This window comes from Nitrobacter sp., assembly GCF_051535215.1.
Classification (GTDB): domain Bacteria; phylum Pseudomonadota; class Alphaproteobacteria; order Rhizobiales; family Xanthobacteraceae; genus Nitrobacter.
Genome location: NZ_JBPPLY010000009.1, coordinates 89,910 through 103,508 on the forward strand (window position 1 = coordinate 89,910; position 13,599 = coordinate 103,508).

Annotated in this window: 15 protein-coding genes; 12 read left to right on the forward strand and 3 right to left on the reverse strand. The window is 61.4% G+C overall.

What is annotated here, in order from left to right:
- Positions 1-83 precede the first annotated feature (83 nt).
- The 8 genes from soxZ (at position 84) to ACS3WB_RS10865 (ending at position 6,277) form a co-directional block, all read left to right on the forward strand.
- The gene (gene soxZ / locus ACS3WB_RS10830; protein ID WP_438275566.1) at positions 84-395 is read left to right on the forward strand and encodes a thiosulfate oxidation carrier complex protein SoxZ; all 312 of its coding nucleotides are present in this window, start codon (positions 84-86) and stop codon (positions 393-395) included.
- A 29-nt stretch (positions 396-424) separates the two neighbouring features.
- Positions 425-1,285: a sulfur oxidation c-type cytochrome SoxA gene (soxA, locus tag ACS3WB_RS10835; protein WP_438275567.1), complete on the forward strand. Its 861-nt coding sequence runs from the start codon at positions 425-427 to the stop codon at positions 1,283-1,285.
- Positions 1,282-1,605 (forward strand): hypothetical protein, encoded by a 324-nt coding sequence (locus ACS3WB_RS10840; protein ID WP_438275568.1) that lies wholly within the window; start codon positions 1,282-1,284, stop codon positions 1,603-1,605. Before soxA ends, ACS3WB_RS10840 begins: the two co-directional genes overlap by 4 nt.
- A 220-nt stretch (positions 1,606-1,825) precedes the next feature.
- Positions 1,826-3,568 carry a thiosulfohydrolase SoxB gene (soxB, locus tag ACS3WB_RS10845; protein WP_438275569.1) on the forward strand — a complete coding sequence of 581 codons (1,743 nt, stop codon included), beginning with the start codon at positions 1,826-1,828 and terminating at the stop codon, positions 3,566-3,568.
- Entirely contained in the window at positions 3,565-4,029 is a 465-nt protein-coding gene (locus tag ACS3WB_RS10850; RefSeq protein WP_438275570.1) for a DsrE family protein, read from the forward strand. Before soxB ends, ACS3WB_RS10850 begins: the two co-directional genes overlap by 4 nt.
- A 9-nt stretch (positions 4,030-4,038) precedes the next feature.
- On the forward strand, positions 4,039-4,491 hold the full coding sequence (locus ACS3WB_RS10855; RefSeq protein ID WP_438275571.1) for a DsrE family protein: 453 nt from the start codon (positions 4,039-4,041) through the stop codon (positions 4,489-4,491).
- 154 nt (positions 4,492-4,645) lie between these two features.
- Positions 4,646-5,146 (forward strand): GlcG/HbpS family heme-binding protein, encoded by a 501-nt coding sequence (locus tag ACS3WB_RS10860; protein WP_438275572.1) that lies wholly within the window; start codon positions 4,646-4,648, stop codon positions 5,144-5,146.
- A 90-nt stretch (positions 5,147-5,236) separates the two neighbouring features.
- Positions 5,237-6,277, forward strand: a complete 1,041-nt coding sequence (locus ACS3WB_RS10865) for an MBL fold metallo-hydrolase (RefSeq protein ID WP_438275573.1) — start codon at positions 5,237-5,239, stop codon at positions 6,275-6,277.
- Positions 6,278-6,491: 214 nt separating this feature from the next.
- On the opposite strand, the gene ACS3WB_RS10870 is transcribed toward ACS3WB_RS10865, so the two are convergent.
- Positions 6,492-6,950 carry a MarR family winged helix-turn-helix transcriptional regulator gene (locus ACS3WB_RS10870; RefSeq protein ID WP_438275574.1) on the reverse strand — a complete coding sequence of 153 codons (459 nt, stop codon included), beginning with the start codon at positions 6,948-6,950 and terminating at the stop codon, positions 6,492-6,494.
- A gap of 109 nt (positions 6,951-7,059) precedes the next feature.
- Here ACS3WB_RS10870 and ACS3WB_RS10875 point away from each other — a divergent pair, with 109 nt between their 5' ends.
- A complete protein-coding gene (locus ACS3WB_RS10875) occupies positions 7,060-7,503 on the forward strand; it encodes a VOC family protein (protein ID WP_438275575.1) in 444 nt (147 codons plus the stop codon).
- 4 nt (positions 7,504-7,507) lie between these two features.
- Positions 7,508-8,737, forward strand: a complete 1,230-nt coding sequence (locus tag ACS3WB_RS10880) for an MFS transporter (RefSeq protein ID WP_438275576.1) — start codon at positions 7,508-7,510, stop codon at positions 8,735-8,737.
- An 88-nt stretch (positions 8,738-8,825) separates the two neighbouring features.
- Here the strand turns inward: ACS3WB_RS10880 and ACS3WB_RS10885 are convergent, their stop codons facing one another.
- Together ACS3WB_RS10885 and ACS3WB_RS10890 are read right to left on the reverse strand one after the other, a co-directional pair.
- Positions 8,826-9,914, reverse strand: coding sequence for a helix-turn-helix transcriptional regulator (locus ACS3WB_RS10885; RefSeq protein ID WP_438275577.1), 1,089 nt, complete (start codon positions 9,912-9,914; stop codon positions 8,826-8,828).
- Positions 9,915-10,155: 241 nt separating this feature from the next.
- The gene (locus ACS3WB_RS10890; RefSeq protein ID WP_438275578.1) at positions 10,156-10,803 is read right to left on the reverse strand and encodes a hypothetical protein; all 648 of its coding nucleotides are present in this window, start codon (positions 10,801-10,803) and stop codon (positions 10,156-10,158) included.
- A gap of 200 nt (positions 10,804-11,003) precedes the next feature.
- Here ACS3WB_RS10890 and ACS3WB_RS10895 point away from each other — a divergent pair, with 200 nt between their 5' ends.
- Together ACS3WB_RS10895 and ACS3WB_RS10900 are read left to right on the forward strand one after the other, a co-directional pair.
- Positions 11,004-11,474: a hypothetical protein gene (locus ACS3WB_RS10895; RefSeq protein ID WP_438275579.1), complete on the forward strand. Its 471-nt coding sequence runs from the start codon at positions 11,004-11,006 to the stop codon at positions 11,472-11,474.
- Between the two features lie 145 nt (positions 11,475-11,619).
- Positions 11,620-13,599 carry an outer membrane protein gene (locus ACS3WB_RS10900; protein WP_438275580.1) on the forward strand — a complete coding sequence of 660 codons (1,980 nt, stop codon included), beginning with the start codon at positions 11,620-11,622 and terminating at the stop codon, positions 13,597-13,599.

Here is a 13,599-nt window from a genome sequence, read left to right on the forward strand (position 1 = left end):
TCAATCAAAGGATAAGGCTGGGGTCTGATTCAACGAAACTGGATCAGACTCCAATGGAAGCGAAACGTTAAGGGAAGACAGTCATGGCATCGACAATCCGCATTCGCGCAACGTCGAGCGGCGACACGACCGAGGTTCAGGCGCTGATCCAGCATCCGATGGATTCGGGCTTCGTCAAGAATTCCGCCGGCGAATTGATCCCGCCGCACTTCATTCAGCAACTGACCTTCGAACACGGCGGAAAGCCGGTCTTCATCGCCGACTGGGGACCTGCCGTTTCCAAGGATCCCTACGTGAAGTTCAGCTTCAAGGGCGGCAAGAAAGGCGACGACCTCAAGATCAGCTGGGTCGACAACAAGGGAGCTTCCGACTCCTCCACGGCTAAGATTCAGTAATGGCGGCGCGCGGCAGGCGGAGAACAGACATGCGATTGACCTTCCGCTCGGCGGCAACCGGACTGGCGCTCGCGGCACTGACATTTGCCGCGGTGCAGACATCTCACGCCACTGAGAAGACCAATCCGCCGGCCGACCTCAAGGCGTTTCAGAAATACTTCACCGACAAATTCCCCAAGCTGAAGCTGAAGGATTTCGTCAACGGACCGTATTCGATGGACGCTGGCTTGTACAAGCAGTGGAAGGAGAAGGAGGAGTTTCCTCCTTACGAATTCGCGCTCGCCGCCGGCAAGGAGATGTTCGAGAAGCCGTTCAAGAACGGCAAGACCTTCGCGGACTGTTTCCCTCATAAAGGCATCGGCATCCGGCAAAACTATCCTTATTTCGACGAGAAGCAGGGCAAGGTCGTCACGCTCGAACTCGCCGTCAATCAATGCCTGGAAAGCAATGGCGAAAAGCCCTTGTCCTATACCAAGGATGAGATGGCGTCGGTGACGGCCTATATGGCGTTCACCTCGCGCGGTAAGCCGTTCAACATCAAGATTCCGAAAGACCCGCGGGCGTTCGCCGCCTATGAAAACGGCAAGCGCTATTTCTATACGCGGCGCGGCCAGCTCAATTTCTCCTGCGCCACCTGCCACGTGCAGACGCCGGGCGACCACATCCGGGCCGAGGTCCTCGCGCCTGCGCTCGGCATTCTCAATGCGATGCCGATCTACCGCTCGGCATGGGGCGGCATGGGCACGACCAGCCGCCGTTTCACCACCTGCAACAGCCAGGTACGCGCGGTGCCGCTGACTCCGCAGGACGACGAATACCGCGATCTCGAATATTACCTGTCTTACGTCAGCAACGGGCTGCCGATTTCGGGGCCGGGAGCACGGCCATGAAAAGCATGACGCGTCCTTTCGCTCTCGTGGCGCTTTCGATGCTCATGGTCGCGAGTGCGACATCGGTCCGCGCCGCGAGCAGCGAAGACGATTACAAGGCGGCCTATGCCACCGCCGAAGCAGCCAACAACGAGGCCGGCAAGCTGCGCAACCAGTGGACCACGGCAGTCGATGCGCTGAAAGCCGCCAAGGCCGCCGCTGCAGCCGGCGATTTTGATAAAGCGGTCGCGGAATCGAAGAAGGCCGAAACGCTGTCGAAGGCCGCGATCTTCCAGTCCAACGAGCAGAAGGACGCCTGGAGGAAAATGGAGATCCGCTGACCGTGGACTCTCGTTTGCCGACTGCATCTGTCATGACCGGGCACGGTCGTTCGAAGAACGGCGTCGCGTCGCTCGTTTACGTCCGGCCATACACGCCTTTCTCTTCAAGCCAGGACGTGGACCATGATCTCGACGTCCATGTGAAAATGCGCTTCGCGCTTTTGCGCAGACATGACATTCTGTCCAAAATGAACACACGTCATATGGTTGAAGGCATCATATGACTCTTCGCCGCCGGGATCTTCTCAAAGTCGCCGGCGCAACCTGTCTGTCCAGCGCGCTGCCACGCGTGTCTCGTGCGGCCGACGATCACGCCGTGTACCAGCTCGCAGGCTTCGGGAATGCCCGCATCCTGCACATGACGGACACCCACGCGCAGTTGCTGCCGGTGTACTTTCGCGAGCCCGGCGTCAACCTAGGCATCGGCGCGATGCGCGGGCAGCCGCCGCATTTGGTCGGCCGCGCCTTCCTCGATCGTTTTGGGATCAGCGCCGGCAGCGCCGACGCCTATGCCTTCACTTGTCTGGATTTCGAGAAATCGGCCGCGCGCTTCGGCAGGCTCGGCGGCTTTGCTCATCTCAAGACTCTGATCGACCGGCTGCGTGGCGAGGTCGGTCCGAACAATTCGCTGCTGCTTGACGGCGGCGATCTGTGGCAGGGCTCCGGCCTCGCCAACGTCATGCACGGCACCGACATGGTGGACGCCGCCAACCTGCTCGGCATCGACGCGATGACCGGGCACTGGGAATTCACCTACGGCGAGAAAACGCTGCGCGACAATCTCGCCCGCTTCAAGGGCGAATTCCTGGCGCAAAATGTTTTCCTCACCGAGGAGGCCGCGTTCAACGACGCGCCGGCCTTCGATGCCACCTCGGGGCGCGTGTTCAAGCCGGCGACGATCAGGGAGATCGGCGGCCACCGCATAGCGGTGATCGGCCAGGCCTTCCCCTATGTGCCGGTCGCCCATCCGAGGCGGTTCACGCCTGACTGGACCTTCGGCATTCGTGAGGAGGAACTGCAGAAACTGGTGCGGTCGCTGCGCGACGCCGACAGGGTCGATGCGGTCGTCCTGCTGTCGCACAACGGCATGGACGTCGATCTCAAGCTCGCAAGCCGCGTCAGCGGCATCGACGTCATCCTCGGCGGCCATACCCACGATGCCGTGCCGCAGCCCGTTCCTGTCGGCAATGCCGGCGGCACGACGCTTGTCACCAATGCCGGCTCGAACGGAAAATTCCTCGGCGTGCTCGACCTCGATCTTGCCAAGGGCAAGGTCCGCGACATACGCTATCGACTGTTGCCGGTGTTCTCCGAACTGCTCAGGGCCGATCCTGCGATGGAAGCTCTGATCGAGAAGGTACGCGCGCCTCATGCTGCGGCCTATGCCGAGAAGATCGCGACCACGGATCGCCTGCTTTATCGCCGCGGCAATTTCAACGGCACCATGGACAGCTTGATCTGCGACGCGCTGTGTGCGGCGTTCGATGCCGAGATCGCATTGTCGCCGGGCTTCCGCTGGGGCACCAGCGTGCTGCCTGGACAAAGCGTGACGATGGACGACGTGCTCGCGGAAACCGCCTGCACCTATCCCGAGACCTACGTGCAGACCATGACCGGCCGCCAGATCAAGGATATTCTGGAAGACGTCTGCGACAATCTCTTCAATCCGGATCCCTATTACCAGCAGGGCGGCGACATGGTTCGCGTCGGCGGCCTCTCCTATGCCTGCGCGCCCGCGGAGAGCGCCGGTCATCGCATCTCCGACCTGAAACGGTGGGATGGGCGCTCGCTCGAGGCCGGCAAGACATATAAGGTCGCCGGCTGGGCCTCGGTCAACAAGCAGGACGGCGCGCCGGTCTGGGACGTTTTCGCCAAGCATCTGCGTAACGGCATGACAAGCGGCGTCCGCCGCGATAGCGTGACGCTGAAAGGCGTCGACGGCAATCCAGGCTGGGCAGGATGACCGACATGCTGACACGAAGAGGTGCGGTTGCAGCCGCAGCGGTCACGCTGGCGCTGGCGCCGCTCACGCTTCGGGCTCAGCCCGCTCCGCTACCCGACAAACCCTTCGCCGAGCATCGCATCGTCCTGCAATTGTCCGATGGCGATGCGAAGAAGCAGAGCCTCGTGCTCAGCGTCGCCAACAACCTGATCAAGGCCTACGATCCCGACAGGATCGCTATCGAAGTGGTCGCGTTCGGTCCGGGTATCGATCTGCTGCGGACGGAAAACGCCAGCCGGCCCCGCGTCGAGAGCCTGATCGCCCAGGGCGTCAGGTTCGACGTCTGCGTGAATACGCTCGACACCATCGAACGCGAGACCGGCAAACGGCCGGCCATCATCCAGTCCGCAACGCCGGTTCAGGTCGGCGTCGGACACATCCTGTCGCTTACGGAAAACGGTTATACGCTGGTCAGACCATAGGGAGTTGTCATGCGCCGATTTCTTTGCCTTTTCGTCGCCGCCGCTGGCCTGTTGCTCGCGCTCATCGGACGCGGTGTCGCCGATGAAGCGAAGCACCACCTCGTGATCCAGGTCGACACCAACGATCGACATACCATGGACTTCGCGTTGACCAATGCCACCGACGTGATCCGCTACTATCAGGGCGTGAACGAGGCGGCAGTTGTCGAGATCATGGCATGCGGACCGGGCCTGCACATGCTGCGCGAAGATACCTCGCCGGTGAAGGAGCGCATCAAACACCTCACCAAGATTCCGCCCCCCAGCAAGATCCAGTTCTCGGCGTGCAACAACACCAAGGAGGCCATGGAGAAGAAGGAAGGCCGTCCGCTTGAGTTGCTGCCGGGAACGACGGTCGTGCCCCTGGGCATGGTGCGGCTGATGGAACTGCAGGAGCAGGGCTGGAGCTATGTGCGGCCGTAAGGAGCAAGCTCCTTGGCGTACATATTCTGATGTCGTCTCCGCGAACGCGGGAAAACCCATATGTCGAGGAGACTCCTTTGGCATCCCGGCTGAGTCATTCATCCTCAAAATCTTTGGGAAGCATGGGTCCCTGCGTGCGCAGGGACGACTTGACATGAGAGCCACCGCTACCGGGGTGATCGCGCTCGCCATGCTCCTTCCTGTTTCGGCCCATGCCGGCGACGACGCGCTTGTCACCTACAAGTCGCTGACGCCGGACGTCGCGCTGGAGGCCGCGCAGAGCGCCATGAAGAAGTGCCGCGACGACGGATATCAGGTTGCCGTGGCCGTGGTCGATCGCTTCGGCCAGCCTCAGGTGCTGCTGCGCGACCGTTATGCAGGCCTGCCCGCGGCCGACATCGCCACCGCCAAGGCCTATACGGCGCTGAGTTTTCGCCGCGACACGTCTGAACTGGCCAAGATGGTGCGCGATGGCCAAATGGATGCCAATCTGGCGCGATTGCCGCATATTGCGATGCTCGCGGGTGGGCTGGTGATTGAGACCGGCGGAACTCTTGTGGGCGGCATCGGCATCTCGGGCGCGCCCGGCGGCGACAAGGACGAGGCCTGCGCGCGAGCCGGGCTCGACGCCATCCGAGACAAGCTGGATTTCTGAGCCGGTTGTAATCGCGCGCCGGCAGCATAAATTTGCTACGATACCATCCAGGCAAGAAAAAATTGCACCGGCATTCAGGGTCGTACGATCATGATTTTCCGTCAGCTCTTCGACAGTGTTTCCGGAACCTACAGCTATCTGATGGCAAGCCGCGCCGGCGGCGAGGCGCTGATCATTGATCCGGTGCTGGAGAAGGTCGACCGTTACTGCCAGTTGCTGCGCGAACTGGACCTCAAGCTTGTAAAGGCTGTCGATACTCATCTTCACGCCGATCACGTCACCGGTCTCGGCGAATTGCGCGACCGCACCCATTGCGTCACCGTGATGGGCGAGCAGACCAAGGCCGACGTGGTCTCGATGCGCGTCAGCGACGGCGACAAGATCGGAATCGAGGGCATCGGCCTCGACGTGATGTACACGCCGGGGCACACCGACGATTCCTACAGCTACATGATGGGCGACCGGGTCTTCACCGGCGACACGCTGCTGATCCGCGGCACCGGCCGCACCGACTTCCAGAACGGCAGCGCGCGTGCGCAGTACGATTCGATCTTCAACCGGCTTTTGAAACTGCCCGAGGAGACCATGGTGTTTCCTGCGCACGACTACAAGGGAGACACGGTCTCCACCATCGGCGAGGAGAAACGCCACAATCCGCGGCTTCAAGTGCGCTCCATCGACGAATACGTCGAACTGATGAACAACCTGAAACTGCCGAATCCCAAGCTGATGGACGTGGTGATCCCCGCCAACATGCATGTCGGCCTCAGGCAGGACGATCTGACGAAACAGGGGCTCGCGCTGACGCCGCGCGAGGCGATTTCCCGGATCGGCCAGCCCGACATCCTGCTGGTCGATCTCCGCGAGACTCATGAGCGCGCCAAGAGCGGCACGCTGGCCGGCGCGCTGCATGCGCCTTATCCGGATATCGCAGACAGCCTGAAGCCTGGAGGCATGCTGCGGGAAGTCGCCGCCGCAACCGGGCGCCGCATCGTGTTCTTTTGCGCGTTCGGAGAGCGCTCGGCCATGGCCGTCACTGCGGCCAAGGACGCCGGCCTGACCAACGCAGCTCATATCGAGGGCGGGATCGATGCCTGGAAGAAAGCCGGCGGACCGGTGGTCGCAGGCTGATCGGGCGGACATGCCCGGAGTGCGCCGGTAATAGCGATGCAGGTCTCAGGTGCGTTCGGATCAGGGAGGCCTCGCAGGTTCAGAGCCTTTCCGCTTCTGATGGAATCAGAAGCGGAGCCCTATGTTTTGATTTGGCGCGTTTTCTTTACGCGAACCGGTAGCCACTTCGCTTGAAAACGCTTTAGGCGAGGGGCGCGCTCAGTCGTTTCCGGCATTACTTGGCAACACCGTTTCGGTTGCCGGATTTCGAGAGGATATCGAGTTCGGCGCGCAGACCGTCCGGGTCTGACAGCTCTCTTTCGATCTCCGCATGAAGATGCCGCCAGATCGGCACGGCCTCGGCCAGAACTGCCCGACCGGCCGGTGTCAGCCGCAGCAAGCGTGCGCGTGCGTCGGTTGAATCCGCCGCCGTCTTGATGAGGCGGCGGCGTTCCAGCGGCTTGAGATTGGCGGTCAGCGTGGTCCTGTCCATCGCCAGCAGCGCCGCCACGCTGCTGAGCTTCGGCGGTTCCGGCCGGTTGAGCGACATCAGCAGTGAGAACTGCCCGCTGGTGATGCCGGCCGGCTTCAACGCAATATCGAAGCGGCGTGCGATCGCCCGCGCTGCTCTCTGCGCATGCAGACAGAGGCAGCTGTCGCGGACCAGAAGGGTGGTTTCGAAAGGAACTTGCATCGGTCAGGTTGACATTCATTCTCTGGCCACATTACGTTGATATCAACTTATATGGGTGGCCGTCAATCAACGTCGATGTCAGTCAGGGCCTATAGGCAAGGAGACAATCGTGAAGATCGTGACAAGCCTCAGCTTCCGTGGGCAGTGCCGCGAGGCATTTGAATTCTACGCCAAGGTTCTCGGCGGGAAAATCAAGGCGGCCATACCCTATAGCGATGCGCCGCCGGGCATGCCGATTGCGGACGAATACAAGACCTGGCTGATGCACTGCTGGCTTGATGTCGGCGATCAGTCGCTGATGGGCGCCGATATGGACGTCAAATGGGCATCCAACATCGATAAGCCCAAGAACGGTTTCGACGTTACCCTGCATACCAAGGACATGACCGAGGCCCGGCGCTGGTTCGATCAACTATCCGAAGGCGGCAAGGCCGTCATGCCGTTCAGCGAGACTTTCTGGTCGCCCGGCTTCGGCACTTTGATAGACAAATTCGGCGTCCCCTGGATGATCAATGTCATTCCGTCCGCGGATTGGAAACCCAAGCAGGGCTGAGCGCATGCCGCGTCGGGCCAATCGCGTGGACAGTCACTATCGCTGGGTGATCGTCGCGGCTGGCGGCCTTCTGGGTTGCGTCGCGATCGGCGCCATGTTCTCGCTGCCTGTGTTCCTGCGGCCGATGTCGCAGGAAACAGGGTGGTCCGTCACCGGCATATCCACGACCATGACCATCGGTTTCCTCGCGATGGCGGTCGCCAGCATGGTGTGGGGCACTCTCTCCGACCGGTTCGGCCCGCGCCCGGTGGTGCTCGCGGGCTCGGTCGTGCTGGCGGCGAGCCTGGCGCTCGCCAGCCGGGCGGAATCGCTGATCGCGTTTCAGTTTCAGTTCGGCCTGTTGGTCGGTGCATCGACCGCCGCTATCCTCGCGCCCATGATGGCCTGCGTGACCGGCTGGTTCGATACGCAGCGCGGTCTTGCCGTTTCGCTGGTCTCTGCTGGCATGGGCATGGCGCCGATGACCATGGCGCCGCTCGCGGCCTGGCTGATCTCGATCCACGACTGGCGGAGTTCGATGTTGATCATCGCCGCTCTTGTCGCAGGGCTGATGATCCCGGCGGCGCTGCTGGTGCGCCGGCCGCCGGCGCTGGAGGGCGGAGGGGCGGCGATGACTACGGACGAGCCGCAATCAGACATGACGGTCAGGCAGGCGGTTCGTTCGCCGCAGTTCATCATCCTGATGCTGGCGAACTTCTTCTGCTGTGCCACCCATTCCGGTCCGATCTTCCACACCGTGAGCTATGCGGTGACCTGCGGAATACCGATGATCGCCGCGGTGTCGATCTACAGCGTCGAGGGTTTCTCCGGCATGCTCGGCCGCATCGGGTTCGGCGTCGCCGGAGACCGGTTCGGCGCCCAGCGCGTTCTGGTGATCGGACTGCTGGCGCAGGCGTTTGGCGTGCTCGCCTATGCTTTCGTCAGCGATCTCGATGGCTTCTATGCGGTGGCGCTTGTGGTCGGCTTCCTCTATGCCGGTACGATGCCGCTTTACGCCGTGATTATCCGCGAGAATTTCCCGCTGCGGATGATGGGTACGATCATCGGCGGCACGGCGATGGCAGGCAGCCTCGGAATGTCGATCGGCCCGCTGCTGGGCGGGCTGGTCTATGACCATTTCGGCAGCTACGCACCGCTGTATGTCTGTTCGTGGGGCATGGGGCTCGTGGCCATGCTGATCCTGATGGCGTTCAGGCCGTTTCCGGGAAGGCAGCCGGAAATCGCTGTGGCGTAAGTCCGGTACGCACGCCGATGTCAGCCCGAGGGTGCTCGCGCGAAAACGCGATAGCGTTCGGACCAGCGCGGAAACCCTCTCATTGAAATCAATCGGCCGGTGGCGTCACCAGCGGCTGCACGGTTTTCAGCATCGCCACCAACTGACTTTGCTTGCGGGCGCCGGTCTTGCGGAAGATGCGTTCGAGATATGTGCGCGCGGTTTTGGTCGTCACGCCGTTCTTGCTGGCGCACTCCGTAAGCGTCAGTCCGCTGGCGAGGTCCGCCGCCACCCGCGTCTCCGTCGGGGTCAGATCGAACAGGGCATTGAGAAGACTGGCGGAGGGCACCAGCGCGGTAGGGGTGATCGGAGTGGCGATAATAAGCGTATCGGCACCGCCGAAGATGTCGTGCGCGGCCCGCCGCAGCGGCAGCAGGTGAACGACGAACGCGGCCTTGCCGCCGATAGCCGGCACTGGAATCGAGCCGACCGCCGTTTCGTTCTGCATCCGCGTCACCGCCTCCTGAAACAGCCGGTTGGCGTCGCGGTCGGCGATCGCCAGTCCGCCATGGGCAACCGGCAGAAGCGCCGCGTCCATCCGTTCGAGGTAGGAATTCGCCGCTATCACCCGTCCGTTGGTTGAAAGCACCGCGGCCGGAAGTCCCATCAGTTCAAGCGCGGATGTGGTCGCCTCGGCCCGCTCGAGATGCAGCCGCCCGGCGACCAGACTGGCGCGGGCCAGATGCGGCCGCAATGCATCGAGTTGCGCGATCTCCTTCTGGCGGTACGTCCCGTCCTTCATCCATTTCTGAAACACGAAGGTGGCAAGCTCGCCGGTCGGCATGGCGATGGCCGAGCAGAGATGGGCGCCGATCCCGAACTCGCGCAACATGACGCGTGCCGGATCGCGGGCGATTTCCTCCGCGCTCATGTAGTCGTCGACCGGAATGAAGCTCGCAGGCTGGAGAGCGCAGGTCTTCTGCACACTGTCGGAGAATTTCCACATGTCGCCCGTGATGAACTTGTCGAACAAGGCTTTCATGTTCTCCAGCGTCACGCCGCGCGGCGGAGTGGTTTCGTTGAAGAAAAACAGTTGTGCGCTGGCGGAGGCGGACAGGTCGCAGGCCTCCTGAAGCACGGAATACCAGCGAATCGGCACGAATGCTGCCTCGTAGATCAGGTCGACAAGGTCGATCATGGCTGGCGGCGGCTCAATGGGTGCGGAGAGGGCGGAGCAACCTCCGCCGCGGACAGAGGCCACTATCCGATGGCTGCCGATAATCTCAAGTTGGCTCATTGCCGCACGTCCTTGTCTCGCGGACTCGATATCTTTCGGGGTCACCGATGATCACAAGCTTCTCTGTATGGCGCTCATACGGGCGACGCGGCAGAGGGTCGTCAGCGCGCGCGGCAGCGATGCGGAGCCTGTTGTGCTCCAGTCACAGCAGCGAAAAACCGGATTCGAACCATTGGGATATTTGCCGATCAGTCGTCATTTGACGACTGGCCGCAGCCGGCCGTACGGCGGCAATCTGCTGCACGGGAGCAGAAAAGTGAGGAATAATCATGTCCATTTTATTGAAAGCATTTCGGCTGGCGGCAATTTCAGGATTTCTGGCGGGATCGATCATTGCGACAGCCCCGTCGGCTTCAGCCTTCAGCCTCAACCCCGTTAAGGCCGCAAAAAGCATCGGGAAGGTGGCCGGGGGTGCCGTAAAGGGCGTCGGGAAGGTGGCCGGGGATGCCGCAAAGGGCGTCGGGAAGGCTGCAGGCGGAGTAGCCAAGGGCGTCGGCAAAGTAGCAGGCGGCGCGGTGAAAGTTGTCGGGAACGTCGCCGCCCACACAAGCGGAAAGATTGCGATGGGTGCAATCCGCGCCGGCCAGAAGACCGTCAAGGTCACCGGCAGAGCCGTCGTTTCCGGGGGCAAGACTTTGGGGAAAGGTGTCAAGACGGCAGCGAACAGCGCCAAGAAGCCACTCGGGGTGATTGGGCGGAACGCATTGCTGGCGACGCCCGCTGCTCCGGCGATCATGGCCAAACGGGCGGCCGATACTGCCAGACATGGTCCGCGTGCCAGCAGTTTCATGCCGACGCTGATCAGGAGATAGAGACATAAATCGACGTCTCATTATTTCATTTCTGGATCGAATCCGGAGAAGTCCCATGAAGAGAAACGTCAAACGGACCGTTGCGGTCATGGTGATGGGCTTGTTCGGAGCCTCCCTTGCCGCCACGACGGATTTCGCTGCAGCGCAGAACCGCATCAATGCGGGGCCTGTCGCGCAAATGCACGGCGGCAAGGCGTTTCTGAAGCCGGCGACCAGGTTGCAAGGCATGCGGTCGCAGCTCCAGCGTAATGAGGCTGCCAAAATGCAGCCTCTGACGCCGGGGCTAGACAAAACGCGCGCAAGCGCGGCTACGCAGAACAGGCAGGCGGTGAATCCGCAACTCAACAAACTTCAATCGATGCAGCAGCAGCTTAACAGCAATGCCAACAAGGCGCTGAACCCGCAGCCTCTGCCGCCGGGGCCAGACAAAACGCGCGCAAGCGCGGCTGCGCAGAACAGGCAGGCGGTGAATTCGCAACTCAACAAACTTCAATCGACGCAGCAGCAGCTCAACGGCAATGCATTCAACAGCAACGAAAAGAGGCTTCAACAGGCGCAGAGTCGCGCCGATAAAACAAGATCAATGATCGGCAAGCTTCAATCATCGCAGCAGCAGATCAACAGAAATATCATCGGTAACATGCGCTGAACTGAGAGTTAGCGCGCGACTGATTGATCAGATGGGGTGGGGAATGGATCGTCGGGAAGCATGCGCCGGCCGCGGGTTGGCGCGGTCGGCTTGGTGTGCGTCGGTTGCTGTTTGGGGCGTGTTTTGGCTGGCGCAGTTGGATTCAGTGGCGCAGTCGGCCGATATGGCGCTGAAGGCACCTCCGGCTGAAGAGGCCCAGAGCTATCCAGCCTATGGCTGGGCGGGGTGTTATGTCGGCGCCGGGATGGGGGTCGCGTCTTCGCGTTCCGATTGGGTTTATCGCAACAGCAATCCCTATACCTCCACCGGCAATCTTGATCCGCAGTTGATTGACGGTGCCGATTTCAAGGATCGCCGCGGCATCGTCGGCGCACAGGTCGGCTGCAATACGATGGTCTCGGGACCATGGCTTGTCGGCGCCGAACTGTCCTGGATGAGCAATCCGCTTCGCCAGGAGAAGAACAACAACTTCGATCCGGCGCAGGGCCAGGCCTTTGTCCCGCTGGAAACCTTCGTCACGACCGACATTCAATCCGTCTTCAACCTGACGGCGCGGCTCGGCTATGCCGTCAACGACAACTGGCTGCTGTATATGAAGGGCGGTTACGCCCTTGGCCAGATCCAGACTTCGGGATACCTCACGCCGAATTTCGGGATTTTCGACTGGAGCGACACGCGCTGGCACAACGGCTGGACGGTCGGGGCGGGTCTCGAATACCGGCTCTTTCGCAATATCACGGTCGGCGCCGAATACGCCTACACGCGGTTCGAGGGGAAGGATCATGTCGGCCGGCACGAGGTTATCGACACCACCCTCAATGTGCCGGCCAACCCGGTCGTTCACGGCGTGAGCGCCGACATGCACACGGTGATGGCGCGGGTCAATTTCGGCCTGAGCGATCCTGTCGGCACGCTGGAAAGCCCGCAGCAGGATCCGGGCCTTCCGGGTACGTGGTCGGCCTTCATGAGTACCGGTCCGCACTATTCGGCCTGGACCGGCACGCGCGGCGTGAACGTGTTCGCGCCCGATCGCGGCAAGGGCTATCAGGTTTACACGCCGACGCTGATCGGCATCGACTACGATGATTCCTCCTCAATGAAACTCGAAACTCGTTTCAAGGGCGGTCATGTCTACGCGCGGCACGAAACGGCGGGACAGCAGGCGACCTACAACGGTCCGATCGATTCCGAGGCCTCGGTTACTGCGACGCTCCAGAACTTCGAAACGTTTCAGCCGACGTTTGGCGTCGCCCTCAATATCCCGACCGGCACGTCGTATCTCCCGAACAACCAGCGTTTCGCGCGCATGGATCCCGACCTCGTCGACATCGGAAGTTATGGCGCCGGCTTCAACGTCAATCCGACGGCGGGGCTGGTTTTCGGCCTGAATGAAAATACCGCACTGTCGGTTTCGGGCGGCTATGCCTGGCAGGGCAGTTTCATGAGGGAGGGAATAGATCCGTCCGCCGCGACGGGGTTCGGCGTTTTCAACCTCAAGAACCAGATCGATCCGGGCAGCGTCTTTACAGCCAACGCCAATCTGAAGACGCAGATCGACAACCTCGCACTTGAGGGATCGTTTGCGTATATGTCGGAAACGGTCGTGAAGGTCGATGGCGTCGCCAACGGCAAGGCCGGCGATCGTTATGTGAGCAACCTCGTCGCGCAATATCAGTTCGATCCGCAATGGGCGCTGGTGATGAGCGTGTCGCATACATTCCAGGAAAAGAACCAGATCCCCGGGATCTTCGCTCCTCTTGTGGTGGAGCGGCGCAATTCCAACAGCCATCTCGTGATCGGCTCGGTCGAGCCGTCCTTTCTGATCACCGAACAGCTGAAGCTCGCGGCGAATTACAGCTTCCTCTACCGTTCGGATAATTTCTACGATCAGATCAATGCTGAATTCATTCCGGCAAAAACCAAGCACTCGGTTGGTGGGAGCGCGACCTATACGGTCTCGCCGCACGCCTCGATCGAGTTGAAGGGAGGTTATTCCTGGGTGCGTCAGGACACCGGCGCGTTCCTCGAAACCTCGACCGTTCCGGCGGAAGTACGAGAATATCTTCCGCCGCAGCTAAGTTACCGCGCCTGGACGACCGCGCTGACAGCGAACCTGCAATTCTGA

Coding starts and splice junctions, on each gene's coding strand:
- soxZ (WP_438275566.1), top strand. CDS start 84: ATGGCATCGACAATCCGCATTCGCGCAACGTCGAGCGGCGACACGACC.
- soxA (WP_438275567.1), top strand. CDS start 425: ATGCGATTGACCTTCCGCTCGGCGGCAACCGGACTGGCGCTCGCGGCA.
- ACS3WB_RS10840 (WP_438275568.1), top strand. CDS start 1,282: ATGAAAAGCATGACGCGTCCTTTCGCTCTCGTGGCGCTTTCGATGCTC.
- soxB (WP_438275569.1), top strand. CDS start 1,826: ATGACTCTTCGCCGCCGGGATCTTCTCAAAGTCGCCGGCGCAACCTGT.
- ACS3WB_RS10850 (WP_438275570.1), top strand. CDS start 3,565: ATGACCGACATGCTGACACGAAGAGGTGCGGTTGCAGCCGCAGCGGTC.
- ACS3WB_RS10855 (WP_438275571.1), top strand. CDS start 4,039: ATGCGCCGATTTCTTTGCCTTTTCGTCGCCGCCGCTGGCCTGTTGCTC.
- ACS3WB_RS10860 (WP_438275572.1), top strand. CDS start 4,646: ATGAGAGCCACCGCTACCGGGGTGATCGCGCTCGCCATGCTCCTTCCT.
- ACS3WB_RS10865 (WP_438275573.1), top strand. CDS start 5,237: ATGATTTTCCGTCAGCTCTTCGACAGTGTTTCCGGAACCTACAGCTAT.
- ACS3WB_RS10870 (WP_438275574.1), bottom strand. CDS start 6,950: ATGCAAGTTCCTTTCGAAACCACCCTTCTGGTCCGCGACAGCTGCCTC.
- ACS3WB_RS10880 (WP_438275576.1), top strand. CDS start 7,508: ATGCCGCGTCGGGCCAATCGCGTGGACAGTCACTATCGCTGGGTGATC.
- ACS3WB_RS10885 (WP_438275577.1), bottom strand. CDS start 9,914: ATGATCGACCTTGTCGACCTGATCTACGAGGCAGCATTCGTGCCGATT.
- ACS3WB_RS10890 (WP_438275578.1), bottom strand. CDS start 10,803: ATGAAACTGCTGGCACGCGGACCATGTCTGGCAGTATCGGCCGCCCGT.
- ACS3WB_RS10895 (WP_438275579.1), top strand. CDS start 11,004: ATGCACGGCGGCAAGGCGTTTCTGAAGCCGGCGACCAGGTTGCAAGGC.